This is a genomic window from Pontibacter saemangeumensis, from assembly GCF_039541895.1.
GTDB lineage: Bacteria > Bacteroidota > Bacteroidia > Cytophagales > Hymenobacteraceae > Pontibacter > Pontibacter saemangeumensis.
Window position 1 is genome coordinate 732,147 of sequence record NZ_BAABHC010000029.1, and the last position, 25,997, is coordinate 758,143.

Consider the following 25,997-nt stretch of genomic DNA (forward strand, 5'->3'; position numbering starts at 1 on the left):
AGGGCCTTAGTTCCAGTTGGCGTTCTGCTGATACAGCCCTTTGCTGAAGTCGATCTGCTGCTGCGGAATCGGCAGGTACTCGTCCCGGTTCTTCTGGAACTGGGCATCCTGCAGATACTGGCGCCGCTCTTCCTCTGTCTCAAAGTAAGCATTCAGCGTTTCCGCTGCAACTCCCCAGCGCACTAGGTCGAAGAAGCGAATGCCCTCCATGGCAAACTCCAGGCGTCGTTCCCAGCGCAGGGCCTGCCGTGCGGCATCCTGCGTCCAGGTGATGTTGACACCGGGCTTGTACGTCTCCACCTGAAAGTTAGAGATCAGGTTGCCGTTTGCGTCCTTCAGCATGCCCGTGCTGTTCTGGGCGCGCTCCCGTATCAAGTTGATGATCGGCAGCGCCTCGTCCTGCCGCCCCAGCTCGATCAGCGCCTCTGCCTTCCACAGCAGCACATCCGCAAACCGGATGACCAGGTTGTTTTTGGAGCTGGCGAAGAACGGCCCCACCTTGCGCAGGCAGGCGCAATCCGGCTGCTGCACCTCCTTCATGGATGAGAAGTGCCCGTACAGCTCCGGTGTCCTGGCCCAAGACTGCTCATATACCACCGCCGGCTGGTATTTCCAGGGCTGGCCCGGTATGCCCACCGTGTGGTTTACCCTTGGGTCCACGGTTTTCGCCTGGAAGTCCTGCGCCGTCAGCAGGTTCGTGGCGTCATAGGTGTCGAATTTCGGCAGGCCGTTCTGGTCTGTCTGGTAAGCATTCACCAGGTTCTGGCTCGGGATGTTGAACCAGCAGCAGCCATACGTCGAGCCCATCGGGTAGTTCAGCGCTGTGCCCATATCCACCCGGCCTGTCGGCGTACCGTCATCGATCGAACGCTGGATAGCAAATACCGACTCCGGGTTGTTCTCATACTGCCACAGAAAGTTGTGCCCGAAATCACTCTCCAGGTTATAGCTGCCCGAGATTTCGTCTACCAGGCTCACCACCTGCTCCAGCTTTTCCCTGTTTACGTTCACCACGTTGTGCTGGTCGTCCTGCTCATACGCCTGGTAGAGCAGTGTTTTCGCCAGGTACGCCTTGGCAGCACCCTGATCGGCACGCCCTGCCTGCTGGGCGGTGTTCTCCAGGTTCTCTGCCGCAAACCGGAAGTCATCGGCTATCTTGTCCCACAGCTCCTGGCTGGTATACTCCACGTTCGAGACCTGTGCATAATCTTCCTTCGCAACGGTCTCATCTATATAGGGGAACTGGTTGAAGAGGATCTTCAGCAGGAAGTTGAAGTGGCCTCTCACGAAGCGCATTTCTGCCTGCCGCTGCGTTTTCTGCGGGTACTCCGCTTCGTCCAGCCCGTTTATCCGGGCAAGCGCATCGTTGGTCCTGGAAAGGCCAACATATAGCCTGTACCACAGCACATCGGTGGAGCCCTGCGTGGGCCGGTTGAAGGTGAAGGTCTCGTAATTGTGGAAATCGCCCACGTCGCCGGTGCCGCCGCCGCCTTTGTAGGAATCGTCGGAGCGCACGCTGCCGTAGGCCCACATGCTGCCAAACGGAACGGTCCAGTGGTCGTTGCCGATAGCCGCGTAAGCCGCGATCACCATCTGATCTACGGTCTCAGGGGTTGTCAGGTCATCGCCGCTCACCGTGCCCTTCGGGCGGTTGTCCAGGAAATCGTCGTTACAGCCCGCCAGCAGCATACCGGCACTAAACAGGACAGCTATATATTTATGAATCTTCATGATGTGTTTCGTTAAGGATTAAAATGTCACGTTCAAGCCAAAAGTAAGCCTGGTAGGCCTTGGGTACTGGTCGTTGGGCGTCTCCGGGTCCGGGCCGGCAAATTTGTTATCCCCTTTGTTGTCCTTTATGGTCAGCAGGTTCTCGCCGCGGAGATATACCCGCAGGTTTTTGACAAACACCGGCTCCAGCACGTTCTGCGGAATGGTGTAGCCCACCTGCAGGTGGCGCAGCTTCAGGTAAGAGCCGTTGTTGATGTAGTAAGAAGAGAGCCTTCTCTCGTCGTTGTTATCAGCCAGCGTAAGCGCCGGAATGGAAGAGCCGGTGTTTTCAGGTGTCCAGGCATCCAGGGCGCGCACGCCGGAGTTCTCCCCGTTCCAGATGGAGGTAAAGTCGGTATATATCTGGAACGACTGCGTGTTCACCTCGATACCCTGTATACCCTGGAAGAAAAAGCCCAGGTCGAAGTTCTTGTAATACATGTTGGCGTTCAGTCCGTAGCCGAAGTCCGGGTTTGCCACGCCAAGCCAGTCCTGGTCCAGGGTATTGATCACCCCGTCGTTGTTCAGGTCCTGGAACCGCAGTCTGCCCACGCCCTTGCCCGGCTGGTCGGCATGCGCGGCCACCTCTTCCTCGTTCTGGAAAATGCCGTCCGCTATATATCCGAAGTGAGACCTTATAGAGTGCCCCAGGATAGTTTTCTCAGCGTTGTTCGGGTAAGAGCGGATCACCTCATCCGGCAGCTCGGTGATCTTGTCTCTAAAAGAACCGAGGTTGGCCGTTACGTCGTAGCTGAAGTCGTTGCCGATGTTGTTCCGGTAGCCTACTATAAACTCGAAACCCTTGTTCTCCATGGAAGCGCCGTTCGCCCACTGGTTTCCGCCGTCGCCCTTCACCGCGATAAAGGCCGGCAGGATCAGGATGTCTTCCGTTTTGCGCACATAGTACTCCACCGAGCCGAACAGCTTCTGGTTCAGGAAACCGAAGTCGAGGCCGACGTTGGTCTCCGCCGTAGACTCCCATCGCAGTCGGTCATTTCCGGTTTGCGTGCGGAAAAAGCCGGAGGGCAGCGTGCCGGTGTCGTTGCCGCCGATGTCGTAGGCCGTGCCGTTGCTGGGCGCCCAGGTCTGGTCGTCGCCGTAGTTGGGGATATATAAGGCGTAGGTGGCATAGTTGGCGATCTCCTGGTTACCTGTTCTGCCCCACCCTGCCCGTAGTTTCAGGTCAGATATAAAGCTGAAATTGTCGGCAATGAAGTCCTCGTTGCTCAATCTCCACCCGAGGGAAACGGCCGGGAAAAGGCCGTACTGGTTTTCGGAACCGAAGCGCGAGGAGCCGTCGTAGCGCAGGGTGGCAGAAGCCAGGTATTTGTCGTTGAAGGCATAGCTGGCTTTGCCGAAGTAAGACAGCAGGGAGTAGCCTCCGCCCATGCCGCTGTTGTTCTTGTTGCCCGTTCCGGCATCGAGGTAGAAATAATCGTCCGTCTCCAGCGTGAACTGCTCCCGGTAAGCAGAGAAGTTAGTGAACGAACTCTCCACGGCCTCTGTGCCCGCCATCAGGTTCACGCTATGGTCGCCTTTCTCCAGCTGGTAGGTCAGCACGTTGTTCCAGGTCCAGGTGAGCAGGTGCCCCTGCGTTTGGTTAAGTGAATTGATGGGGTTGCTCAGGAAGCCGCGCTGGAACTTTTTGGTGATGTCGCGGCCAAATACGTTCTCGTAGTCAACCCCAAAATTTGTTCTGAAATTCAGGTTCTTGAGGATCTCCAGGTTGGCGTACACGTTGCCGAACACTTTCGCAGTATGTCGCTTGTCCAGCTTGTTGTCCTCGATCAGGGCGATCGGGTTGTCCCGGTCCGAGAAGCCGTTGGGCGTAGGACCTGCAAAGCGGCCGTCTACGGTATATACGGGCAGGATGGGCAGGGCTCGCACCGCCAGCATCAGCGGCGTGCCCCCGATACCGGAAGGCATCGGCGTTTCGCGTCCTTTGGATATAGAGAGGTTTTCGCCGATGGTCAGCTTGTTGTTCAGCAGGCTGTAATTGGAGTTCAGGCGGGTGGTGATGCGGTTGTAGTTGGAGCCCTTCACGATGCCGTCATTGTTGAAGTAGTTCACCGAGAAACGGAATCCTCCCCGCTCGCCTCCCTGCGCAATCGCCAGGTCATGCGTGTGCTGCACGCCCGTTCCCAACACCTCATCGAACCAGTCGGTGTTGCCGGACCGGATGCCTCCCGCCTCGTCCAGCCACTCTGTCACCAGCACGTCGTCCAGCACCGGGTTGCCGGCATTGTCGCGGTGCCAGGTGTAGGTATACTGGCCGTTATCCGGGTCGCGCCCGTCGTTCACGGCGGCACGCCACAGGGCACGGCCACGCTGCTCGGTGTCCAGCATATCCAGCCTGTTGCGGAACTGCTCCACCGAAACGCTGGCGTTATAATCCACAGACAGCTGCCCTGCCTTTGCTTTCTTGGTTGTGACGATGATGACCCCGTTTGAGGCCCTGGAGCCATATATGGAGGCCGAGGATCCATCCTTCAGCACCTGCACCGACTCGATGTCATTCGGGTTCAGGTACTGCAGGCCGGTGGTGGAAGGCACCCCGTCGATGATATACAAGGGGTTGTTGTTGCCGAGCGTGCTGGTACCCCGGATGCGCACCTCCGTGTTTGGGTTGGGCGATCCGTCCGTGGCCACATACAAGCCCGGCACCTGCCCCTGCAGCGACTGCATCACGTTCGGGGCGGGGTTGTCTTTGATGTTGTCCATGTCTACCACAGCAACCGCGCCGGTCAGGTCGGCTCTTTTCTCGGTACCGTAACCGGTCACCACCACCTCGCTCAAGGCCTTCGCGTCGGTGGCGAGGGAAACATTGACGGTAGATTGGCTGTTAATCGGCACCTCCTGCGTCATATAACCAATATAAGAGAAGACAAGAGTGCCATTTGCGTCAGGCACTTGCAGGCTGAATGTACCGTCAGCGTCGGTGGTAGTGCCAATGGTGCCGCCTTTGTAGACGACGGTCACCCCGATCAGGGGCTCCTTGTCGGGGCCTGTAACCGCCCCGCTGACAGCTGCCCCGCCCTGCCCGTATACCACAGGAAGGCTCGCAAACAGCAGCAGCATAAAGAATAGAAACTTTTTCATGGTATATAGTTTAGAGTGTGAATTATATATGGGTAAGTGGTGTGTTCTCAAACTTCGATAAGTCGATGCGGGGGGTCGCGCCTTTCTGCGTGGCAACGTACGCCCCGATCAGGCATGCCCTTGCCAGGGCCTTCTGCACAGGCTCCTGGTGCAGGTAGAATTTCAGGAAAGTGGCCAGAAACGCGTCGCCGCTGCCGATGGTGTCCTCCACCTCCACCCGATGGCCCTCATGCTCGTGGTAGCCGGCCTCGGATACTACCGCGGCCCCCTTTTCGCCGCGCGTCACGATCAGCAGCTGCAGGTTAAAGTGCTGCCTCACGGCCTCCATCTGTTCTTTCCCGTCCCCTGCCCAGCCGAACCACCCGGAGATTTCCTCCAGCTCCTGGTGATTCATCTTAGCCACGTCCGCATACTGCAGCAGTTCCTGTATGCGCTCCTGGTTGTAGTAAGGCGGCCGCAGGTTCACGTCCAGCACCTTGAACCTGGCCAGTTTCAGGTAGCGCAGCAGCGTTTGGCGGGTGGTAGGGTTTCGGGCGGCCAGGCTGCCATATATAAAAACATCGCTCGCCGCCACCAGGTCCGCCACCTGTGCGTCAAACTGTATATAATCCCAGGCAACGGGTTCCACGATCTTGTAGGTCACCTCGTTCTTGTCGGAGATGTTCGCCTTCACAACCCCCGTCAGGTGCGTCTCGCCCACCTGAATCCACTCCGTGGAAAGGTTCTTCTCCCGCAGGAAACTCAGCAGCTCCTTCCCCAGGTCGTCGCTGCCCACCCGGCTGATGACGAGGGGCGAGAAGTTGTTGTAGGATAAATGGATGGCGACATTCATGGGTGCGCCGCCGGGCATCTTTCCGCTCGGGAGGATATCCCAAAGCACTTCTCCGAAGCATATAATCTGTGGCTTTGTCATGGTTAGTGGGTTTTAGTGAGGGTTACTTTCTCGATTGCATCCAAAGACTCTACTTTCTCCCCTATGTCTTCCAGCGATATGCCTTTTGTCTCGGGCATGATTTTCCAGACAAAGAGCAGCTGCAGCACCATCATGCCCGCGAAAATCAGGAAGGTGTTTCCGCCGCCCAGCGTGGTGGCGATGTAGGGGAAGGCGAAAGCGATCACCGCGGCCATAAACCAGTGGGTGAAGCTGCCCAGCGCCTGGCCGCTCGCCCGGACGCTGTTCGGGAAAATCTCTGAAATAAACACCCAGATCACCGCTCCCTGGGAGAAGGCGAAGAAGGCGATGTAGCCGAACAGGCAGAGCGGCACCAGGATACCGTTGAAGCTTTCGGTGTAAAAGGCCCACGACACCATGCCCAGGGTAACAATCAGGCCGATGGAGCCGATGAGCATCAGTACCCTGCGGCCCACACGGTCAATGAGGTTCAGGCCGATGAGCGTGAAGATCAGGTTGATCAGACCAATACCCGCGGAGGAAAGCAGGGAGGCGTCTTTGCCAAGGCCTGTCATTTCGAAAATTCGCGGGGCATAGTATATGATCGCGTTGATCCCGGACACCTGGTTGAAAACTGCGAAAACAACTGCCAGCATCACCGGGAAACTGTGCTGCCTGGAGAAGAGCGAATCCTTAATGCTCCTCCTTTCATCCTTGTCCCTGGATGCGAGGATGGCGGACAGTTCAGCGTCAGCCGTGGAAGGGTCAATCTGGTGGAGGACTGCTCTTGCCGCTTCTACCGCTCCCCGCTTCACGATGAGCCAGCGCGGGCTCTCCGGCACCAGCAGCACCAGCCCGACAAAAATTATGGCCGGAAAAGATTCCACGCCGAGCATCCAGCGCCAGGCGTTACCGCCTATATCCTGCAGCAGGTAGTTTGATAGAAAAGCGACCAAGATTCCGAATACCACATTGAACTGGAACATGGCCACCATCTTACCCCTGTCTTTGGCAGGGGCAATTTCACTTATATACATCGGAGCCGCCACGGAAGAGGCCCCAACGCCCAGACCGCCAATAAACCGGAAGAAGAGAAAGGAGTACCAGTCGGGGGCCAGGGCAGACCCGGCAGCGGACACGAGGTAAAGCACCCCGATCCAGAAAAGGGTGCTCTTCCTGCCGATCCTGTCGGAGGGGAACCCGCCGAACAAGGCACCGAGAACGGTACCTATAAGCGCAATGGAAACTGTGAGCCCGTGCTGAAACACATCTAACTGCCAGACCGCCTGAATGGATTGCTCAGCTCCGGAGATAACGGCAGTGTCGAAGCCGAATAAGAAGCCCCCCATCGCCACGGTCACCGACCAAAATAAAATTTTCCTACTGTTCATAGCTGCTTGTTTTTCTTCAAATGTAGCGGCAAACAGCTGGCGCGGATTTCAGGATCGTTTCAATATGTTTTGATTTCTGACCAATTGAGTAACCAGTCACTAAAAGCAGCAGCAGGCGCCGCCAGGACGGTTAAATGCACCAGAAAAAAGGTTTTTTCCCCTATGGAGGTCTTTCGAATTTGTATCATTGTTTCAAAATTGTATCATATAGCAGCAACATATCCCTTTTTTGACTGGCTATGCTGCGGCAAGGCGGGCGCCTATTACATAAATGAGTATCCACTCACTTGTATTCCCTGCCATAGCAGCAGGCAAGCGGCAGGCATTGAGCACCTGTGTATACTATCCTATACTTGGAGGGAAAGGTGTTTGGCTTTTTTTCAGAAGTAAAGAAACGGGAACAGGCTGCGTGTATACAGAGGATAGAACATACTCCTGCCAGTGGTGTTTCAACCGGCAGGCATACCAGCTGAGAGAGCAGGGAAAGGTTTTCTATGGGATAGACGTAACGATAAGATCAACCCCGGTTACAAAGGGAAGTATGCGGAAAGGCTGGTGGTTGGTATGCCGGAAACTTTTGCTAACCTTAATCGGCTGTGGCTATACGCTTGGCTCTTTCAAGGAGCGGTCCGCCTTAAAATCAGAAGGGCTCCTGTCGAAATGATTCTTAAAGGCGGTGGAAAAGTAGGCGGGGGAAGAGAAACCTACCTCGTAGGCGATCTCAGATATGTTCTTGTCGGTGTGCAGCAACAGGTGCCGGGCTTTCTTCAGCCGGGCGTTTACCACATAGTCGTTCACGGAGTATCCCAGCAGGGCCTTCAGCTTGCGGTAAACCTGCACCCGCGACATGCCCAGGTCATGGGCGATGCTGTTGGCGTTCAGGTTGGGGTTGGAAAGGTTTTTCTCAACCACCGCCATCACCTCGTTCAGGAACTTCTTGTCCAGTTGCTTTGGCGGCGTTGGGGCTGCCTTTGTATCCACCGCCACTTCGCTGCTGTAGTGCTCTTTCAGCAGCGCCCTGTTTTTGAGCAGGCCCTTCACTCTTTCCAGGAGGTACAGGGAGCTGAAGGGCTTGGTTATATATAAATCAGCCCCGGATTGCACCCCTTCTATCTTTTGCTCCATGGCGTCTTTGGCTGTCAGCAGAATAACCGGGATATGCGAGGTGCGCAGGTCATTTTTCAGGATGGAGGTGATCTCCAGGCCGCTTTGCCCGGGCAGCATCACATCGCTGAGGATCAGGTCCGGCACCGTTTCGAAGGCCTGGTTCAGGCCGAACACCCCGTGCGGTGCCTCCACCACGTTAAATTCCCGCTCCAGGCGCTTTTTCAGGAACTCCCGAAGCTGTTTGTTGTCTTCTATCAGCAGGATGGTGTGCTCTTTCAGTTTCGCCCCCTCCCCCGCCAGGTAAGGCTCGCCGTAGAGATCCTCGTCCGTGTCCGCCACACCAGGGGCCAGTGGCGGCGCGTATGCGCCGGGGTCAGCCACGATCTCGTCCTCGGAGAGGTGCCCGCTTCCCAACGGCAGCACGATCATAAACTTCGTTCCCCGTTTTTCCTCACTCTCGACGGCAATCGTGCCCTTGTGCAGTTTCATATACTCCCTTGAAAGCGCCAGCCCCAAACCGGTGCTGAGGCTGCCGGAGGTGTCCCCGGAGTAAAACCGGTCGAACGCATGCTCCGCCTGCACCGCAGACATGCCCTTGCCGTTGTCCTCCACCGAAACAACCACACTGTCGTAGGTATCGGACAGGCGCAGGCCCAGCGTTACTTTCCCGCCGTCTTTTGTGAACTTGAAGGCATTGGAGAGGAGGTTGAACAGCACCTTGTCGAGCTTGTCGGCGTCAAAGAACACCTGCAGTTCTTTCAGGTCAGTCTGCACTTTAAAGCTGATGTTGCGCTTTTTGGCAAGCCTGTCGAAGGAAGAAGCCACTTCTTTCACGAACCGGACAATGTCTCTTTCGGACGCCTGAAGCTTCATTTTCTTGTTCTCGACCTTACGGAAGTCCATCAGCTGGTTCACCAGCCGCAGCAAACGGGTAGCATTCTGCTTTACCAACAGCATGTCTATCTTTAAATCAGCAGGAATATTGCTTTGCAGCGCATCCTCCACCGGGCCCAGAATCAGAGTGAGCGGCGTGCGGAACTCGTGGGAGATGTTGGTGAAGAACTTCAATTTGGCCTCGTTGGCTTTATCGGCTTTTTTGGCCATCAGCGCCACTTCATTCCGCTGGTTCACCACCTCCTGGTGCTTGAGGAGCAGGGCCCTGTTGGCCTCCTGCTTCAGCCGCAGGGCCTGCAGGGCCAGCGCGCCTAACACAATGATAACGACCAAGCTGGCCGACAGGATGTACAGCAGCCCCTGCTGGTTGTTATATAGCTCGATCTGCTCGTATATCCTGTGTTGCTGTCGCTCAATGCTTTGCTCCTGGATCAGGATCTTGTCGGACTGCTGCTTCATGATATGCACGTTCCGATCGTCGATCACCGTCGTGTTGAGGATGTTCTCCTTCTCGTACGGCCGGTTGTGCAGGATATTATAGGCCAGCTGGATGATTTCCTCCCCACCGGTAGGGTAGAGAAAGGTGGCGTCCAGGATGCCGTCCTCGACAAACTGCAGCCCCCCGTTGGGGCCTCCCAGGCCATCAAAGCCGACAAACTTCAAATCCTTTTGCCTGGCCTGGCCCTTTATGCTCTCATAGGCCCCCAGCGCCATCACATCGTTGTGGGCGAGCACCAGGTCGATGCCCGGATTGGCGTGGAAGGCCTCCGGGAAACGGGCTTTGGCGATCTCCTTTTCCCATTCCCCCTTTACATCCGCCACAACCTCTACCCCCGGGTAGGCAGCGATGCCTTCCAGGAAGCCCCTGTGCCGCTCGATGGCCGGCGTAGAGCCTGTCAGGCCCCACACTTCTATGATTTCCCCCTCCCCGTTCAGCATCTCGGCGATATACTCTCCCGCCAGCTTCCCGATCTGGTAGTTGTTAGCCCCCACATAGGCGGTGTAGCTGGAGGAACTGGTCTTCCTATCCACCACGATCACCGGGATGCCTTTTTCGAAGGCTTCCTCCACCACCGGCGTAATGGGCTCGGCCTCATTCGGGGAAACGATGAGCAGGTCAACCCCCTGGTCTATAAATTCTCTGATATGCGCTACCTGCCGGGCGCTGCTGTTCTTGGCGTCTTTTATCTGCAGGTCTATCTCCGGGTGAAACGACACCTCCCGCTCCATTTCCCGGTGCATGGCTTTGCGCCAGGCATCGCCTTCCGTGCACTGCGAAAAGCCAATGGTGATCGCTTTCTCTTCGGCTGGCTTGCCGCAGGAAATCACAAAAGTGAGGAGTATAAGGGATATGGCTTTCAACAACCGCATAGCTGCTACTGTTTATATAGGTCCGGGAACGCCACAGAAGCGCATTGTATCCGAAACAGCGAAAATAAGAGACATTCGGATTTACAAGGTAAGGATTTTAAAGGGAAATCAATGCTTCCAGAAAAGGCTTTTGTTAACATTTGAAGGCAAACAGGGATTTTATCCTGCAGTATTCCGTCACGTGCCACCGGCAAAGAACAGCTTGGGGATGTGTATTGCCGGAGATGAAGGGGAACACCTCGGCTGCCGCCGGGCCGGCATCCCTACCAGACTGGCGCAGCAGGAAATTTCTTGGTAAGCTGAAGGATATACGGAGAGGAGAAGCGCCCCGATATGCTGCACGTACAGGCGCGCAGCATATCGGGGCGGTATAGATAAAGCAGCAAAAGTAGGCTATGCTTTCGGCGCTGCCTCGTGTACGTTGGTAATAAAGTATTCCCCGGAGCTGATGCCATTCACCAGATCCTGGATGGTCCTGGAACTGAGCACCTTCAGCAGCTGGTCGCGGTAGGCCTTGATTTCGTTGTGCAGGGGGCAGGGGTGCTTATCAGAGCACTCCTTCATGCCCATGCCGCACCTCCTGAATGCCTCCAGCCCATCAATCACCTGCACCACCTCTATCACTCTGATGTCGCTGGCCGACCGGTGCAGGAAGAATCCGCCGCCCGGCCCTTTAGAGGAAGAGATAACGCCCTTGCGCACCAGGTCCTGCAGGATCTTGCCCATGAAATGGGCCGGAAGTTCCAGTTCCTTGGCAATTTCCTTTATCCCCACTTTATTGCCCTGGGCATCGCTCAGCGCGATGTACACCACGGCACGCATAGCATATTCTGTTGTCTTCGATAACATGGGTTCAGAGTCTCTAAACGTCTAACACTAAAACGGCTGCAAAGTTACTATATCCTTCCCAACTGGCGCTCCCCTTCCTCCGAAATCATATCAACAGACCAGGGCGGCGACCAGACCAGTTCCACCGCCACATCCAGGTCAGGGAAGCGCTTGATGAGCACCTGCTCCGCTGCTTTCACGATAGTGCTGCTCATGGGGCAGCCGGGGGTGGTGAGGGTAAGTTCTACCGTGAGCTGCTCCTGCTCAAGGCTTACTTTATATACCAGCCCGAGGTCTACGATATTTATCCCGATTTCGGGGTCGATGATGTACTTCAGCGTTTCGAACGCCTCGTGGCCAATGTCAGGCGCTTGCGTTTCCATAAGAGAAGGGTTTAAGGTCATGTACTCTGTGCAGCAGCAGGCTGAACACGTTTATCATATATAAAACAGCCGTTATGGTGAAGGCAATGGCCCCGGCCAGGATAATTTCCTGTTGCCGCAGCAGCACCCCCGCCACCAGCAGCAGGAGGCCGAGGAGGTAGTTGATGTTCTGCCAGCGCTGGAGCGCGTGGCTGTAAAGGTCTTTTGGGAGCGGCGTTTTAAAGCGCCCCACATGGTCTTCGTACGCATGCATCCACACGATGAAAGGGAGTGTCTTGAATGTTTGCCCCAGGATAAGCGCGGTCACGAACCCCAGGAAAACGGTGATGCCATATACCAGGTAGACAGCGGCCATCAGTTGCGGCGCCACACGCAGGCCGCTGCCGCTCACCACGAATACCAGCACCAGGGGCAGCACGAGCAGGCCCAGTGCCACAAACGTCTGTGTCATACCCAGGTCAGTGTCTTTCCGCAGGGCCGCCTTCCTGGCCGCCTGAACATATAGCAGGAACAGCACAACGCCTCCTGCCACCAGCGCGGCACACAACGCCAGCAGCCCCATCCGCAGCACCATGTGGTCGAAGACGAACAGCACCAGCCCCCCGTTAATCAGGTTATATGCCCAGTGCAGCTTCTTTGTCTCTTTCACATGCGCGAGCAAAAACATCGGGATCAGCTTGGAGCCGACGCCGATGATCAGCAGCAGGAACCAGCCGGCCATGCCCATATGCGCGTGCAGCTTCAGGTAATGCACGTGGTCCTCCGGCAGAAAAGGCACCGAAAAGTTAATGGCCATCAGCAGCCCCACGAGGCCCGTCATGAGCAGCCAGATGGCCGAGGTCACGATAAAATCAGCCTCTATCGTCCATTTTGGCGCCTGCCGGGCCGTCTGGAGCACGTTGATGGTGAACAGCAGGAAAGAAAGAAACAGGCAACAGGCGGCAAGGTGCATCACCCAGCCCACCTCGAAATGCCAGAACGCATAGGCCAGCAGGATGGTGCCGGTGCCCAGCAGGCCAAACGTATATATGGCGAGCCGCTCGGAGTAAAGCCTCCCCTCCAGCACCACGGGCAGCAACTGGTACAGCGCCCCGAATATGAGCATGGTCGCCCAGCCTAGCACTGCCACGTGCGTCAGGGTCAGCAGCTTCGGGTGAAAGTAGTGCCCGCCGAAGGCATCGGTGGAGATGAGCAGCAGCACGCTCAGGGCCACAAAAGCCAGGGCGGCAAACGCATAATGCGGCAGCACGACCCATTTGCCCGGTGAGTTAGAGACGGTGGCGGTACGCATGGCTACGTCGCTTTATATATAAGTAAGTGAACTTCCGCAGGGCCGACCTCCCGGATGGCGTGGGTAAAGCCGCGTTCCTCCAACTGCGGCAGCAGGAACTGCGGCACCCTTCGGTGCGTCACATACAGGGCCTCGCCCGGCGGCATCTGCTCCAGCTCGCCCAGGATGGTAACCATCGGCTGCGGCATCTCCAGGTGGCGCACATCAATGCTCCGGACCTTGCTGTTGCCGAACCGGTGCAGCAATTGCTCAAAGTCCCTATTCGGGGCCTTGGTTTCCGAAGGCGTCGCCTCTCCCCCGCCGCTTAGCCAGAAGTACGTATGCACCAGGTCCGGCCCCTGCACCTCGGCGTAGGCAGCGTACCCTTTTTTGGCGAGGATAGCGAAAAGCGGCGTCGGCTCAAAAGTGTTCACAAGCAGCAGCGCATTGGTACTGTTGAGTTTCTGCACCGCGCCCATGATTCGCTGGAAAGGATCATGGCCGGCAGCGATAGCCTCCCGCACATCCAGCGTGATGATGTTCTCCGGAGGCAACTGCGCCAGTGCGGCAGGCCTGGGGCCAGCCTCAGCGGTGAGTGCCCGTGTGCTTCCCTGGCTGCTGCTGACGGTGAAGCCCAGTGGGGCCAGCTTCTCATAGAAAGCCTCCACCTTACAACCGCCAATGCGGGCGGCATCGGCGATGGTTACCCGCGAGGCCAGCAGCTTGCGGAGCAGCGGGTTGCGCAGCTTCTCAAAATGACTGCTGATGGAGGCGATGGCCTCCACGGCATCCGGGTTTTCCTTGATAAGGGAGGAAATTTTGGTAGTGGCCGCTATGTCCATGGCTACTTGGCTTTGGCTGATTTAACCCAGAACTCGGGTGTGAAATCGTCGGTGTGCACGGTGTGCCGGTGCTCCAGTACCTTACCGGTCAGCTCCAACTCGTCGGGCTGCACCTCGGCCTGCAGGTACGGGAACAGCTCCCGCTCTTCCCAGCGCACGTGGTCCACCAGGTCCTGTTCCAGCACCTTGAACAGGTCCCTGTTCATCGGGCTTCCCTCCTCCACCAGTTCAATCAGTGCCTGCAGCAGGCGGTGTTCCTCCTCCAGGCGCAGGCGCATGTAGTTGTTTTTCGGGAGCAGGCGGCGCATCACCCATTCCTCTTCCTCGCAGTGCGGCTGCAGGATGCTTTTCCAGAAGTAGCGCACATACGCGCGCATCACCTCCAGGTCGGCACCGTTCTTCAGCCCCTGGCGCAGTTTCCAGCAGAACAGCAGGCCAAAGTGGTGCTCCCTGGACAGTGGAATCAGGCTTTTGTCTCTCTTTTGGGGTTTCGTTGCGTTTTCCATGACGGTAGCGGGGTCTTCCCCCCTTTAATTTGAAAAATAAGGGAGGCCAGCCGCAGGGCTGCCTGCCCCAGTTGTTATTTCAGGACTTCTTTTTCCAGCTCCAGCGCTTTCGGGAACAGGATGTTATTCTCGAGGTGGATGTGGCGGTGCAGGTCCTCCTCAAATTCCTGCAGCTTTTTGAAGGCAACCGTGTAAGTGGCGCAGGCATCGTCCGGCAGCTCAAAATTGTTGGTTAGCGTGCGGATAGCCTCCAGCTCGTCTCCGGCTGCTTCATGCTCCATCTCCATCATGTTGATGGGGTTCTGGATAGTGCCAAAGGCGGGCTTGTCCAGCGCAACGTTGTGCTTTTTCGCCTCAGTCAGCTGCTTGATGTAAGGGAACAGCACGCGCTCTTCTTTCGGCATATGGGCCTCCAGTTCGTTGGCGACATTCACAAAATGCTTTGCTACCTCCAGCAGCTCCGGATGCCGCTCCCCGTGCACGCGGGCAATCTTGGACGTGTATTCATATAAGGCCGGAATGGCTTCGCGCACATACTTGTGGTGCATGTTCACAATGTAATCGGCCAGGAAACCAGGCTCCCAGCTGCCGTAATCTGTTTCGCGGGTAGCGGCTGCGGTACTGGCCTCCAGCTCTGTTTCCAGCACCTGTGGGTCGAGGCCCTTCTCCTCACATACCTGGGCCACCGATTTCTTGCCGCCGCAGCAGAAGTCGATGCCGTACTTTTTGAACACCTGCGCCTTGCGGAAATCCTTGGCCACCAGTTCGCCCACGGTGTCGCCCTCGGCAGGGGCCAGCTTGCTTATTTTCACTTCCCAAATCTCAGGGCCCTGCAGCAGGTACTCCCACGTAAAGGTGTTGCCGCGCTCGCCCAGCAACTGGTAGTACAGCGGCTTCGGATCGTGGTCGTTGTGGATGATAAAGGCCTCCCCTCCCCGTAGCGCATCGAACTTCTCAAAAATAGTCGGGTGCTTCAGGCGTGGTGCGATGATGGTGACATCCAGTACTTCTATGTTTTGTGTGGCTTCCATATGATATATGATTAGTATGGTTTTGATATCGGGATAAAGGTAAAATATGATTATCTAAAATAAAAGATATAAAGGTATTTTATTATTTTACTATACGTCTTATATTTACCCCAGGTTTTGACGGAGATGTTTCCAATCAATATCCGCAGCAGGCGGCACACCGGTTTGGCATGCCGGGCCGCTGATTCGATGTACAAGTTTATGCCACTTCGCGTAAACTTAAAATGACTGATGTCATCACTCAAAATGACTTCGGTCATGCGCCGCGGGGGCTGTTGGGCTTAGCTTTATTCGCATTCGGCTGCTGCCTTTTTTGCAGTTCTGTCACCCTGGCTGCGGCGCAGCCAGGGTACCTGACACCGATTTATATACCATCAACACATAGAACGCTCATGAAAAAAACCAACAGCAAGCACGCTGGCCTCTCCTTTGCCCGGCACTTCACGACGGCGGCGCAAAGCCCCTTCGACATGTTCCGATACGAACCCCGCTCCTCCACCATCCGCACCCCCACCGGCCATGTGGTGGCCGAGATAAAAGACGTGGAGGTGCCGCTGCAGTGGTCGCAGATTGCGACAGACATCCTGGCCCAGAAGTACCTGCGCCGCGCCGGCGTGCCGCAGCCCGACGGCAGCAAGGGGGCCGAGCGGTCGGTGAAGCAGGTGGTGCACCGGCTGGCCAACTGCTGGCGGGCCTGGGGCAGCCGCTACGGTTACTTTAAGGCGGAGGAGGATGCGCAGGTGTTTTACGACGAGCTGGTGTATATGCTGCTGGGCCAGTACGCCGCCCCTAACTCGCCGCAATGGTTCAACACGGGGCTCTTTGAGTCTTATGGCATTACGGGGAAAGCGCAAGGGCACTTTTATGTGGAGCCCGAAACAGGTGCGCTGAAAGAATCGGAATCCGCTTTTGGCCGGCCGCAGCCGCACGCCTGCTTTATCCTGTCGGTGCACGACGACCTTGCCCAGAAAGGCGGCCTGATGGACCTGCTGGTGCAGGAGGCGCGAATCTTCAAGTTCGGTTCCGGGGTGGGCACCAACTTCTCGGCCATCCGGGGCAAAGACGAACCCCTCTCCGGCGGGGGCACCTCCTCCGGCCTGATGTCTTTCCTGAAAGTGGGCGACCGGGCAGCCGGGGCTATTAAGTCGGGCGGCACCACGCGCAGGGCCGCCAAAATGGTGTGTCTCGACCTGGACCACCCGGAGATCGAGGCGTTCATCAACTGGAAAAAGGAGGAGGAGAAAAAAGTAGCGGCCCTGATTGCCGCCGGCTACTCCGCCGAGTATGAAGGTGAGGCCTACCAGACGGCTTCCGGCCAGAACTCGAATAACTCGGTGCGGGTACCGAACGCTTTTTTTGAGGCCCTGCACACCAACTCCGACTGGCACCTGACGGCACGCACCGATGGGCGCGTGCTCAAATCCGTACCTGCCCGCCATATATGGCAGCAGGTGGCAGAGGCCGCCTGGGCCTGCGCTGACCCAGGCGTGCAGTTCGACACCACCATCAACGAGTGGCACACGTGCCCGGCCGGGGGAAAGATAAAAGCCTCCAACCCCTGTTCGGAGTATATGTTCCTCGACGACACCGCCTGCAACCTGGCCTCCCTTAACCTGTTTAAGTTTTTTGATCAGGAGCAACAGGAATTTGACATCGCCGCCTTCCGCCACGCCTGCCGCCTCTGGACGGTGGTGCTGGAGATTTCGGTGCTGATGGCGCAGTTCCCGTCCGAAGCGGTGGCGCAGCGCTCGTACGATTACCGCACCATCGGCCTCGGCTATGCCAACCTGGGGGCGCTGCTGATGGTGCAGGGCCTGCCTTACGACAGCGACGCGGCCCGCGCCGTGTCGGCCGGCATCACCTCCCTCATGACCGGCACCGCCTACCGCACGTCCGCTGAGATGGCCGCTGTCTTGGGTGCATTTTCAAAATACGAACAGAACAAGGAGGCCATGCTGCGCGTGATGCGCAACCACCGCTACGCCACCTACAACCAGCAGGAGGCATATGAGGGGCTAAGCATCAAACCGCACGGCCTGGATCAGGAACTGTGCCCGCCGCAACTGCTGCAGGCGGCGCAGCAGGCCTGGGATACGGCCCTGGAGCAGGGCGAGGCATATGGCTACCGCAACGCCCAGGCCACCGTCATCGCCCCCACCGGCACCATCGGGTTGCTGATGGACTGTGACACGACTGGCGTGGAGCCCGACTTTGCGCTGGTGAAGTACAAGAAGCTTTCGGGCGGCGGCTATTTCAAAATCATCAACCAGTCCATCCCGGCGGCGCTGCAGCAGCTGGGCTATCTTCCCGAGCAGGTGCAGGCCATCGTGAACTACGCCAAAGGCCACGGCACCCTGAAAGGCGCACCGCACCTTTACCCGGAGGCGCTGCTGGCTAAAGGCCTGTTGCCAGAGGATATACATAAACTGGAAGCCGCCCTGCCTACCGCCTACAATATCACCGCCCTGTTCAATGTACATATACTCGGGGAGGATTGCCTGCAGCGCCTTGGCTACGCGCCGGCACAGTACCAGCAGCCGGGCTTTAACCTGCTGCGCAGCATGGGCTACACCCCGCAGCAGGTGGAGGAGGCAAACGACTACGCCTGCGGCACCATGACCGTGGAGGGAGCACCGCACCTCAAAGCAGAACACTACCCGGTATTCGACTGTGCCAACCGCTGCGGGAACAAAGGCACCCGCTTCATCAAGGCGGAAGGGCATATCCTGATGATGGCGGCGGTGCAGCCGTTTATCTCCGGCGCGATCTCGAAAACCATCAACCTGCCCAACGAAACGACCGTGGCCGAGGTGGCGCGCTGCTATGAGTTGTCGTGGGAACTGGGCCTGAAAGCCTGCTCGCTCTACCGCGATGGCAGCAAGCTCTCCCAACCGCTCACTTCCAAAAGCAGCCGCACGGAGAAGGAAGAGACGCCTGCCGAAGCGCCCGATACGGCAGCGCCTTCACCCGGCACGAAAGAGGCCACCTATAACGCTGAGCAGGTGCTCAGGGCGGCACAGGCCATCCTGTCCGATGCGGCACAGCCGAAATTCCGCCAACAGCTGACGGCGATGGTGGAGCGCCGCAAACTGCCGGACAAGCGCAGAGGGTTTACGCAGAAGGCCAAAATAGACGGCCACACCGTGTACGTCCGCACTGGGGATTACACGGATGGCACGCTTGGGGAAATCTTTATCGATATGTACAAGGAGGGTGCCTCGTTCCGCTCCATCCTCAACTGCTTTGCCATTTCGGTGTCGCTGGGCTTGCAGTACGGGGTGCCGCTGGAGGAGTTTGTGAACCGCTTTACCTTCACCCGCTTCGAGCCGGCGGGCCGCGTGGAGCACCCGAACATCAAATCGGCCACCTCGGTGTTCGACTATATCTTCCGGCTGCTGGGCTACGAGTACCTGAACCGCACCGACCTGGTGCACGTGCAACAGCAGGACAAAGAGACAGACAGGGACACGGCAGTTGCGCCGCAGGAAACGAAGCCGGACATGCCAGCCACGAACGGCAAAACGTATCAGGTGGTGACGCAGAGCAAAACGGTGCTGATGGAACAGACGCAGCAGGTGCTGGCCAGCATGATGGGCGACGCCCCCATCTGCAACGTCTGCGGCCATATCACCATCCGCTCCGGCACCTGCTACAAATGCCTGAACTGCGGCAACAGTTTAGGATGTAGTTAAAATCGTCTGAAGCAGGATTTACGGGATTTTATGATTCGCAGGATTTGTTCCTACATGTGCAATAGATAAATCATGGACATCCAGGCATCCTGTAAATCCTGCTTCAGACAATAAACTTTTACATTACTTAACATGACCGAGAACAAAGACATACTGACCTTAGGGGACATCAGGCAACTGGTGGACCTGTTTTACACACGGGTGCGGGCGGACGCCCTGCTGGGACCCATTTTCGAGGAACGCATCAAAGACAACTGGGCACGCCACCTGGATATCATGTACCGGTTCTGGCAAACGGTGCTGCTGGGAGAGCTCACGTACCAGGGAAGTCCCGGTGCGAAGCATATCACACTGCCCGTGAGCGGGGAGCATTTTGAAAAATGGCTCAGCATTTTCTACACAACAGTGGATGAGCTTTTTACTGGCAGCAAAGCGACAGAGGCCAAGTGGCGCGCGGCGCGCATGGCCGAGATGTTCGCTGGCAAAATCGCGCTTTACCAAAAGAACAAGAACACTATTCTGTAACCGAAGAAACGAAGGATGACTTACGCACAGCCCCTTATCGGCATCGCGTTTGTATGGGCAGGATTCGTCTGCGCCATCAGCTTTATGGAGGCCTGGCTGAAGTTCCGCGCCCCCGGCGTGACGCTGCCCGTTGGCCTGAGCATCGGCCGCCTCATCTTCAGCGCCCTAAACAAAGTAGAGTGGGGTTTTGCGCTGGCTTCTGTATTCTTGCTTATATATGGTGGCAGCTATCACAGCCTGTCTCCTGTGTTCCTGCTGGTTCCGGTGCTGTTGCTGCTGCAAACCATCTGGCTGCTGCCCGCCATGAGCAAGCGCGCGGAGCTGATCATCTCGGGTGCCAAGGTTTCGCGCTCCTCGCTGCATGTTTATTATATAGGCGCCGAGTTGCTGAAGCTGGTGCTGCTGGTGATGTTCGGAGTTGAGCTGTTTCGTTCATAAGAGACAAAAACGCAACCCATTTCTGGCCTTAAACCGTTATATTTGATTGTACAAACTAAACAGGAATGGTAACGAAAGAAAGGCTTTTAGAATCGATAAAGCAGCTGCCCAATGAGTTTACGGTCGACGAAATAATAGACCGTATCCTGCTGCTGGACAAAATAGAAACGGGGCTTCAGCAAAGTAAAAACGAAGAAATCACACCCGACGAAGAACTAGACCGAAAGCTTCCCGAATGGCTCAATTAAACTGGACTGACCTGGCAGTTGCTGACCTTACAAACATTGCAGAATTCATCAGGAAAGACTCCGCTACATATGCCAGGATTACTATTCAGCGAATACGAACTTCCGCCAGACAGATTGTTCAGTTTCCTTTAAGCGGGAGAATAGTACCTGAAACACAGATCCAAACCCTTCGGGAAATCATCATTGGCAACTACAGGCTGATTTACAAAATAGTTTCTGAAGAACGCATTGACATCATCACCGTGTTTCATTCTTCTAAACAACTGGACACAGAAGAAATGAAAAAACATACCAATTTATAAAAGGTCCGGCATATATACCGGGCCTTTTCTGTTGTTTGCATTCTATACTACGCCGCCTGCTGCAGATATTTCTCTGTCTTTAGATGCTGCTGCACACGGCTTCTTTCACGAATTTGCGAGACGAAGAACAGCAGGACTCCCATCGGCAGGAACACGCTTACCCAGAAAAGAATCTCATTGTAGGCAGGTATGGCGCCTGCCCCGGCCCAGTAGAGAATCCCCTGGAGGAACAGCAGTGCTTCGCTGGCCACAAAAGCGGCAATAAACACGCCGATTCCCCACCGGCTCAGGCTTCCCCGGAAACTCAGCCAGCCCAGTTGCACGAAGAAGGCAAACAGGAAAAAGCTCACGAACCCGATGAGCACCAGGTGCAGGTACCCGATGATGAAAAAGCGCAGCTTGTAGGCCAGGTCCGCCATATAGGGGATGGCGGTGGAGAACTGCATCAGGGTCTTCAGCACGAACGCCAGCGTGGCCAGCATAAAAACGCCCCGGCTCCAACCGCTGAATAAATTCAGCAACTGCTGGCGAACAGGCCACAGCACCGCCAGCAACAGGCCCAGCGCCACCACCTGCACCAATGCGGCCACACCGCTGACGGCATATATAACGGCAGCCGGTTTTGTCCAGAGCACCGAGAGCAGGTAAGCCGGCAGGCAGGCCCAGCACATCAGCCTGAAAAAGAGGCGGCCATATATCCGGTTGAAGGATATATGATGGTGCTCGAGCAGCCAGAATAACAGCCCCAGCACCGCAAACGTGAACCAGCCGTTGTACTGGAAGTGCAGGTAAAAATAAATCGCGTTGAAATAAATCTCGCTGCCGCTGTGCCCGGTAGCCATTATCGGCCCCATCGCCCACGGCCCCAGCGACGAGAGCGCCAGGAAAAACAGCGCCGCCTTCACAAACCGCAACGACAGCCCGTGCTTCCCATTGCTTACCCCGGCACTTCTGGCATCCTTCAGAAACTGGTATATAAACCAGTAACTCAGCAGCAGGTGCGCCGTGGAAAAAAAGATGGAAAACAGGCCATACCCCTGCACCGGAAAGCTGAGCAGCATGCCCAGCACCGCCCCCTGCGACAGCCAGAACTGCCAGGTGTAGGTTCTCTTTTCCTGGTAAGCGGATGGCAGGTAAGCCGCCAGCAGCGCCACAAACACAGCGGTATACAGCCACCCCAGCAGCGCCACATGCGAGTGGCCGTGCAGCAGGTATTTGTAGTTCAGGCCACTCACCGGCGCCACGAACATCCAGCGCAGCAGCAGCCCCAGAAAGGCCACCACCACCAGGTTGCCCAGCGCCACCAGCAGCCAGCTCCGTTTTGTGTGTATGTTCAAGCGCACGATTTATATATAGGCTAAAAGCAGTTTAGATGCAGTACTCCGGCTCGTAGGCACGCACGGCAAAAACTTGCTGTAGCTTTTTCAGCAGGTCCTGCTGCAGGGCTTCGCTGCGGTCTTTGGCGTACCAGGTGTGCAGTTGCAGCACGAACGCCTCGTGGTCTGCGCCCGGGTTCCCGGCCTTAAACTGCTGCGCCTTTTCCTGTATGGCTTTAGGCCGAGGCCCCCATGTAAATACCCGCTCGCCGGTTTCGGCGTCTTCGCAAATAAGTATCGGAATGGCGCGGCTGCCGTTGGTGAGGCACGTGTCCATCAGCTGCGGGTTCTCATCGCGGAGCAGCACCGTGAGTTCGATGCCGGGTGCTTCGGCGGCGATGGCGGCAATGGCGGGCAGCAACTGCGCCCCGTCGCCGCACCAGGCTTCCACCAGCACCCGCCAGTTCCAGCGGGGCTGGTGCTGGTGCAGTTGCTCCCGCAGTTCTGGCAGGAGCGAAAACTGCTTTTCTACCCGCTTCATGCGCTGCTGGTTGAGCCTCGTGAACCCGATGCGCTCCGCTGTCTGCTCTTCGCCGGTTGTGCTTTGCTGCTGCACCAGCGCATCCACTATGTTTTTGTACACATCATACCGGAGCGGGTTTACCAGCGGGTGCCCTGTTGTATTCAAAATCTCCATCGTTTTGTTTTTTGTCTGTGCAAGTGTAGGGCAAACCGGCTATATATAAAATGATATAAATCACTCCCCCGCAACACTTCTCCCTCTCCCCGAGCCGATCCTGCAACCGGCATGCAGACAATGACATATGTCATTTTTTCAGGTGAGGATGCTCATCAATAAGGGCTTGTGCTTTTTATACCTTTCAACCCACAAAGCCATAGCTGCTGGCAGTAGAACATTAAAAGAGACGGGCAATCACCAACACCCTGATTAGATGGAAGCACTTCACTGGTGCGGACAGGAGCAGCTGTAATTAGGGCGAGGGTATAAAACGATAAATCTGAACCATGGAAAGAGCAGCTATCTTAAAACTAAAGGCCAGGTACTTCAATCCGAAAAACCTGCAGGTAACCTTCTCCTCTAAAAGAGACAATGAGCTGCGACTGGCTCACTGGATGTTCCGCATGATGGGGAAACCCGCCTGGGCGAAGGCCGGTGGGCTGGCAACGAGGTGGGCCCTCAGGCTTGGCCTGCCGATTCAGCCCCTGATCCGGAACACGGTGTATAAGCACTTCTGCGGCGGCGAAACGGCGCAGGAGGCGCAGCAGGTTATCGCCAAACTAAGGGCCTCGCGGGTGCACACCGTGCTGGACTATGCCGCCGGGTCGCAGAAAACTGAGGCGGGCTTCGATGCGGTGAAAGAAGAGATCCTGCACAACATCCAGCTGGCCCGCGACACCGCCGCGTTCTCTTACATCAGCCTTAAACTGACTGGCATCGGCCACAAGGCCATCTTCCGGAAAATGCAGGAGGCCGGTGTTCTTTTGCAGGAAGAAAAGCAGGCGCTGGCCAGAACAGAGGCTCGCCTCGACGCCATTTGCAAAGCCGTTGCGGAGGCCGGCCTCACGCTGTATGTCGATGCCGAGGAAAGCTGGCTGCAGGACCCGATCGATGCAATGGTGGAGCGCATGATGCTCCGTTACAACCACCAGCGCGCCGTCGTGTTCAATACGCTGCAGATGTACCGCACCGACCGCCTGGCTTACTTGCAGGACTGCCTGGAGCGCTTTAAGAAGGAACCCGTTATACCGGGCTTCAAGATAGTGCGCGGCGCCTACCTCGCCAAGGAACAGCTCCGTGCAAAGGAGCTCGGCTACCCCTCGCCTGTATTTACCAGCAAGTCTGACACAGACCACAGCTATAACCAGGCCATTGACATCTGCCTTGAGAACCTTGACAGGATAGAGCTCTGCGCAGCCACGCACAACGAGTTCAGCACCTGCTACCTGGCGCGGCGGATCCGGAAAGAGTGTACGAAGCAGCAGCGGCAGCGCGTGCACTTTGCGCAGCTCTACGGCATGAGCGACAACCTGACTTTTAACCTGGCGGATGCCGGCTACCATGTTTCCAAATACCTCCCCTATGGCAAGGTGGCCACAGCTGTGCCCTACCTCCTGCGAAGAGCAGAGGAAAACACTGCCATCACGGGGCAGATGGGCCGGGAAATCCAACTGCTGGAGCAGGAAATGCAGCGAAGGAAACACTAACCACGAGCACTGAATCATCTATCATATTTTGTAAAAAACCTTTACCATGTTATCAAACTCACTGCACACGTTTCATATACCCGTAATGGGCCTGGCCTTCTCCATCGACTCCCCGCTGAAGGTTGCCCGCTTTGGCATATCGTCAGTTCTCTCGCTCAGCGACGATAGCCTGCTGGAGCAGATGCGCGCGTACTATAGCCGACAATATAACCTCGAATACCAGCCCATCACGAGCAAGGAAGAAGACTACCGTGCCAGGCGCACGACGGCCTGCCTGAACATGGTGGATAAAATAGTGGATCTGCAAACGCAAAGGCTGCGGGAGGAGGCGTTCGCGCCCGACTCCGAGCTGACCAAGTACTTTACCTTGTTGCCGGACAGCTCTCAGTTCAGGGCGCTGTATACGAAGATGCTGCACACCGCCGATCCACAGGAGCAGCAGCGGATGCAGCAAGAACTCCGTGCCGCGGTGGTGCCCGGCAGTATTGACGTGAACATCATGACGAAGCTGGACAAAACCAATTACGCCCAGAACGGGGAGCCGCTGCCGCAGGAGTTCACGGATGCCACGGCGGCCCTGCGCGGGTTCGCCAACAGCACCGTGCGCGGCTCCGTCGTGTTCTCGGCCGGCATGAACATGCGCCTGTTCGGTGCCATGGAACAGTTCCCCTGCTTCTTGCCGGATGCCACAGGCGCTTTCGGGAAGAAAATCATCATCAAGGTAAGCGACTACCGCTCGGCGCTGGTGCAGGGGAAAATCCTGGCTAAGAAAGGGCTTTGGGTATCGGAGTTTCGGGTAGAGTCCGGCCTGAACTGCGGCGGCCACGCGTTTGCCACCGACGGGTACCTGGTCGGCCCGATACTGGAGGAATTCAAGCAGAACCGCGAGGCGCTGCGGAACGAACTCTACAGCATGTTCAGCTCTGCGCTGGCCAGCAAGGGCATTCACGTACCGCTGGAGATACCGGCGCAGCGCGTAACCGTGCAGGGCGGTATTGGCACAGCGCAGGAGCATGAGTTCCTGCTGCAGCAGTACGGCGTGGATGCCACCGGCTGGGGAACACCCTTCCTGCTGGTGCCTGAGGCAACCACCGTGGACGAGGCAACCCTGCGCCAACTGGCAGACGCGGGAAAAGAGGACCTGTACCTAAGCCCGATCTCCCCATTAGGCGTTCCCTTCAACGCCCTCCGCAACACCTCCAGCGAGCAATTGAAAAGCACCCGCATCGAACAGGGCAAGCCGGGAAGCCCCTGTATCAAAAAGCATCTGGTGTCAAACACCGAGTTCACCGAGGAGCCCATCTGCACGGCCTCGCGCAAGTACCAGCGCCGCAAGTTGGAGCAGCTGCAGGCCCAGCAGCTCGATGCCATGACGTACCTGGTGGAAGAGGCCAAAATTCTGGCAAAGGAGTGCCTCTGCGACGGCCTGGCCAACGCCGGCACGCAGGTGTTCACCGCCAGCAAGAAAGCAGCCACCAAGGCCGTCACCATTTGCCCGGGCCCAAACCTGGCGTATTTCTCAGGCATATATAAACTGCAGGAAATGGTGGACCATATATACGGCCGCTTCAACGCGCTGAATACGACCTACCGGCCGCACATGTTCATAAATGAGCTGCGCATGTACGTGGATTACTGGAAGAAAAAGAAGGAAGAGCAGCTCCTCACGCTCACCGACAAGCAGTACAAATACCTGCAAAGCTTCTGGGACAACCTGCAGGAAGGCATCCAATATTACAAACTGCACCTGGCTGCCATATATAAGGATGAACTGGAGCGACAGGTGATCATGCTGGATGAGCTGCTCGAAGCCGAGGAAGAACTGCTGCTGGCCAGGTTACAGAAAGCAACAGCCGTTTAAAAGGC

Annotated in this window: 21 protein-coding genes; 8 read left to right on the forward strand and 13 right to left on the reverse strand. The window is 56.7% G+C overall.

Translation table 11 applies throughout. The features are described 5' to 3' along the window. Positions 1-6: 6 nt before the first annotated feature. From ABD920_RS21350 to ABD920_RS21370, 5 genes are all read right to left on the reverse strand, one after another. Positions 7-1,731, reverse strand: a complete 1,725-nt coding sequence (locus tag ABD920_RS21350; protein ID WP_345162098.1) for a RagB/SusD family nutrient uptake outer membrane protein — start codon at positions 1,729-1,731, stop codon at positions 7-9. 18 nt (positions 1,732-1,749) lie between these two features. Beyond that, positions 1,750-4,869, reverse strand: coding sequence for a SusC/RagA family TonB-linked outer membrane protein (locus tag ABD920_RS21355; RefSeq protein ID WP_345162099.1), 3,120 nt, complete (start codon positions 4,867-4,869; stop codon positions 1,750-1,752). Between the two features lie 22 nt (positions 4,870-4,891). Next, positions 4,892-5,782, reverse strand: a complete 891-nt coding sequence (locus tag ABD920_RS21360; RefSeq protein WP_345162100.1) for a carbohydrate kinase family protein — start codon at positions 5,780-5,782, stop codon at positions 4,892-4,894. Between the two features lie 2 nt (positions 5,783-5,784). Continuing rightward, positions 5,785-7,152, reverse strand: coding sequence for a sugar porter family MFS transporter (locus ABD920_RS21365; protein WP_345162101.1), 1,368 nt, complete (start codon positions 7,150-7,152; stop codon positions 5,785-5,787). Between the two features lie 600 nt (positions 7,153-7,752). Beyond that, positions 7,753-10,524 carry a hybrid sensor histidine kinase/response regulator transcription factor gene (locus tag ABD920_RS21370; protein WP_345162102.1) on the reverse strand — a complete coding sequence of 924 codons (2,772 nt, stop codon included), beginning with the start codon at positions 10,522-10,524 and terminating at the stop codon, positions 7,753-7,755. On the opposite strand from ABD920_RS21370, the gene ABD920_RS21375 reads away from it, so the two are divergent. Beyond that, on the forward strand, positions 10,505-10,822 hold the full coding sequence (locus ABD920_RS21375) for a hypothetical protein (RefSeq protein WP_345162104.1): 318 nt from the start codon (positions 10,505-10,507) through the stop codon (positions 10,820-10,822). The two genes, ABD920_RS21370 and ABD920_RS21375, sit on opposite strands and share 20 nt — an antisense overlap. A gap of 95 nt (positions 10,823-10,917) precedes the next feature. Here the strand turns inward: ABD920_RS21375 and ABD920_RS21380 are convergent, their stop codons facing one another. The 6 genes from ABD920_RS21380 to ric form a co-directional block, all read right to left on the reverse strand. Then, positions 10,918-11,373: an RrF2 family transcriptional regulator gene (locus tag ABD920_RS21380; RefSeq protein ID WP_345162106.1), complete on the reverse strand. Its 456-nt coding sequence runs from the start codon at positions 11,371-11,373 to the stop codon at positions 10,918-10,920. 47 nt (positions 11,374-11,420) lie between these two features. Continuing rightward, positions 11,421-11,735: a metal-sulfur cluster assembly factor gene (locus ABD920_RS21385; protein ID WP_345162108.1), complete on the reverse strand. Its 315-nt coding sequence runs from the start codon at positions 11,733-11,735 to the stop codon at positions 11,421-11,423. Next, positions 11,716-13,026 (reverse strand): hypothetical protein, encoded by a 1,311-nt coding sequence (locus tag ABD920_RS21390; protein WP_345162110.1) that lies wholly within the window; start codon positions 13,024-13,026, stop codon positions 11,716-11,718. Before ABD920_RS21390 ends, ABD920_RS21385 begins: the two co-directional genes overlap by 20 nt. Positions 13,027-13,028: 2 nt before the next feature. After that, positions 13,029-13,847 (reverse strand): DUF2249 domain-containing protein, encoded by an 819-nt coding sequence (locus ABD920_RS21395; protein WP_345162112.1) that lies wholly within the window; start codon positions 13,845-13,847, stop codon positions 13,029-13,031. Between the two features lie 2 nt (positions 13,848-13,849). Continuing rightward, complete coding sequence (locus ABD920_RS21400) at positions 13,850-14,353, reverse strand: hemerythrin domain-containing protein (RefSeq protein ID WP_345162114.1); 504 nt, start codon at positions 14,351-14,353, stop codon at positions 13,850-13,852. 74 nt (positions 14,354-14,427) lie between these two features. Continuing rightward, positions 14,428-15,384 carry an iron-sulfur cluster repair di-iron protein gene (ric, locus tag ABD920_RS21405; protein ID WP_345162116.1) on the reverse strand — a complete coding sequence of 319 codons (957 nt, stop codon included), beginning with the start codon at positions 15,382-15,384 and terminating at the stop codon, positions 14,428-14,430. Positions 15,385-15,776: 392 nt separating this feature from the next. Here ric and ABD920_RS21410 point away from each other — a divergent pair, with 392 nt between their 5' ends. The 5 genes from ABD920_RS21410 to ABD920_RS21430 all read left to right on the forward strand — a co-directional run bounded on the left by ABD920_RS21410 (position 15,777) and on the right by ABD920_RS21430 (position 20,589). Continuing rightward, entirely contained in the window at positions 15,777-19,076 is a 3,300-nt protein-coding gene (locus ABD920_RS21410) for a vitamin B12-dependent ribonucleotide reductase (RefSeq protein WP_345162118.1), read from the forward strand. A 132-nt stretch (positions 19,077-19,208) separates the two neighbouring features. Further along, complete coding sequence (locus tag ABD920_RS21415; protein ID WP_345162120.1) at positions 19,209-19,601, forward strand: group III truncated hemoglobin; 393 nt, start codon at positions 19,209-19,211, stop codon at positions 19,599-19,601. Positions 19,602-19,616: 15 nt separating this feature from the next. Further along, on the forward strand, positions 19,617-20,039 hold the full coding sequence (locus ABD920_RS21420; RefSeq protein ID WP_345162122.1) for a hypothetical protein: 423 nt from the start codon (positions 19,617-19,619) through the stop codon (positions 20,037-20,039). 65 nt (positions 20,040-20,104) lie between these two features. Beyond that, positions 20,105-20,287, forward strand: coding sequence for a cyclin family protein (locus tag ABD920_RS21425; protein ID WP_345162124.1), 183 nt, complete (start codon positions 20,105-20,107; stop codon positions 20,285-20,287). Next, on the forward strand, positions 20,275-20,589 hold the full coding sequence (locus tag ABD920_RS21430; RefSeq protein WP_345162126.1) for a type II toxin-antitoxin system RelE/ParE family toxin: 315 nt from the start codon (positions 20,275-20,277) through the stop codon (positions 20,587-20,589). Before ABD920_RS21425 ends, ABD920_RS21430 begins: the two co-directional genes overlap by 13 nt. A 47-nt stretch (positions 20,590-20,636) precedes the next feature. On the opposite strand, the gene ABD920_RS21435 is transcribed toward ABD920_RS21430, so the two are convergent. Both ABD920_RS21435 and ABD920_RS21440 read right to left on the reverse strand, forming a co-directional pair. Further along, positions 20,637-21,926: a hypothetical protein gene (locus ABD920_RS21435; protein WP_345162128.1), complete on the reverse strand. Its 1,290-nt coding sequence runs from the start codon at positions 21,924-21,926 to the stop codon at positions 20,637-20,639. Between the two features lie 31 nt (positions 21,927-21,957). Continuing rightward, on the reverse strand, positions 21,958-22,602 hold the full coding sequence (locus tag ABD920_RS21440) for a thioredoxin family protein (protein ID WP_345162130.1): 645 nt from the start codon (positions 22,600-22,602) through the stop codon (positions 21,958-21,960). 329 nt (positions 22,603-22,931) lie between these two features. Between ABD920_RS21440 and ABD920_RS21445 the strand changes: the two genes are divergently transcribed. Both ABD920_RS21445 and ABD920_RS21450 read left to right on the forward strand, forming a co-directional pair. After that, a complete protein-coding gene (locus ABD920_RS21445; RefSeq protein ID WP_345162132.1) occupies positions 22,932-24,131 on the forward strand; it encodes a proline dehydrogenase family protein in 1,200 nt (399 codons plus the stop codon). Positions 24,132-24,177: 46 nt separating this feature from the next. Beyond that, positions 24,178-25,992, forward strand: coding sequence for a nitronate monooxygenase family protein (locus ABD920_RS21450; protein WP_345162134.1), 1,815 nt, complete (start codon positions 24,178-24,180; stop codon positions 25,990-25,992). The last annotated feature ends 5 nt before the right edge of the window (positions 25,993-25,997 follow it).

What these genes read in the sequence shown, in the direction of transcription:
- ABD920_RS21350 (WP_345162098.1), bottom strand. Translation starts at nt 1,731, where the DNA reads ATGAAGATTCATAAATATATAGCTGTCCTGTTTAGTGCCGGTATGCTG.
- ABD920_RS21355 (WP_345162099.1), bottom strand. Translation starts at nt 4,869, where the DNA reads ATGAAAAAGTTTCTATTCTTTATGCTGCTGCTGTTTGCGAGCCTTCCT.
- ABD920_RS21360 (WP_345162100.1), bottom strand. Translation starts at nt 5,782, where the DNA reads ATGACAAAGCCACAGATTATATGCTTCGGAGAAGTGCTTTGGGATATC.
- ABD920_RS21365 (WP_345162101.1), bottom strand. Translation starts at nt 7,152, where the DNA reads ATGAACAGTAGGAAAATTTTATTTTGGTCGGTGACCGTGGCGATGGGG.
- ABD920_RS21375 (WP_345162104.1), top strand. Translation starts at nt 10,505, where the DNA reads ATGGCTTTCAACAACCGCATAGCTGCTACTGTTTATATAGGTCCGGGA.
- ABD920_RS21370 (WP_345162102.1), bottom strand. Translation starts at nt 10,524, where the DNA reads ATGCGGTTGTTGAAAGCCATATCCCTTATACTCCTCACTTTTGTGATT.
- ABD920_RS21380 (WP_345162106.1), bottom strand. Translation starts at nt 11,373, where the DNA reads ATGTTATCGAAGACAACAGAATATGCTATGCGTGCCGTGGTGTACATC.
- ABD920_RS21385 (WP_345162108.1), bottom strand. Translation starts at nt 11,735, where the DNA reads ATGGAAACGCAAGCGCCTGACATTGGCCACGAGGCGTTCGAAACGCTG.
- ABD920_RS21390 (WP_345162110.1), bottom strand. Translation starts at nt 13,026, where the DNA reads ATGCGTACCGCCACCGTCTCTAACTCACCGGGCAAATGGGTCGTGCTG.
- ABD920_RS21395 (WP_345162112.1), bottom strand. Translation starts at nt 13,847, where the DNA reads ATGGACATAGCGGCCACTACCAAAATTTCCTCCCTTATCAAGGAAAAC.
- ABD920_RS21400 (WP_345162114.1), bottom strand. Translation starts at nt 14,353, where the DNA reads ATGGAAAACGCAACGAAACCCCAAAAGAGAGACAAAAGCCTGATTCCA.
- ric (WP_345162116.1), bottom strand. Translation starts at nt 15,384, where the DNA reads ATGGAAGCCACACAAAACATAGAAGTACTGGATGTCACCATCATCGCA.
- ABD920_RS21410 (WP_345162118.1), top strand. Translation starts at nt 15,777, where the DNA reads ATGAAAAAAACCAACAGCAAGCACGCTGGCCTCTCCTTTGCCCGGCAC.
- ABD920_RS21415 (WP_345162120.1), top strand. Translation starts at nt 19,209, where the DNA reads ATGACCGAGAACAAAGACATACTGACCTTAGGGGACATCAGGCAACTG.
- ABD920_RS21420 (WP_345162122.1), top strand. Translation starts at nt 19,617, where the DNA reads ATGACTTACGCACAGCCCCTTATCGGCATCGCGTTTGTATGGGCAGGA.
- ABD920_RS21425 (WP_345162124.1), top strand. Translation starts at nt 20,105, where the DNA reads ATGGTAACGAAAGAAAGGCTTTTAGAATCGATAAAGCAGCTGCCCAAT.
- ABD920_RS21430 (WP_345162126.1), top strand. Translation starts at nt 20,275, where the DNA reads ATGGCTCAATTAAACTGGACTGACCTGGCAGTTGCTGACCTTACAAAC.
- ABD920_RS21440 (WP_345162130.1), bottom strand. Translation starts at nt 22,602, where the DNA reads ATGGAGATTTTGAATACAACAGGGCACCCGCTGGTAAACCCGCTCCGG.
- ABD920_RS21445 (WP_345162132.1), top strand. Translation starts at nt 22,932, where the DNA reads ATGGAAAGAGCAGCTATCTTAAAACTAAAGGCCAGGTACTTCAATCCG.
- ABD920_RS21450 (WP_345162134.1), top strand. Translation starts at nt 24,178, where the DNA reads ATGTTATCAAACTCACTGCACACGTTTCATATACCCGTAATGGGCCTG.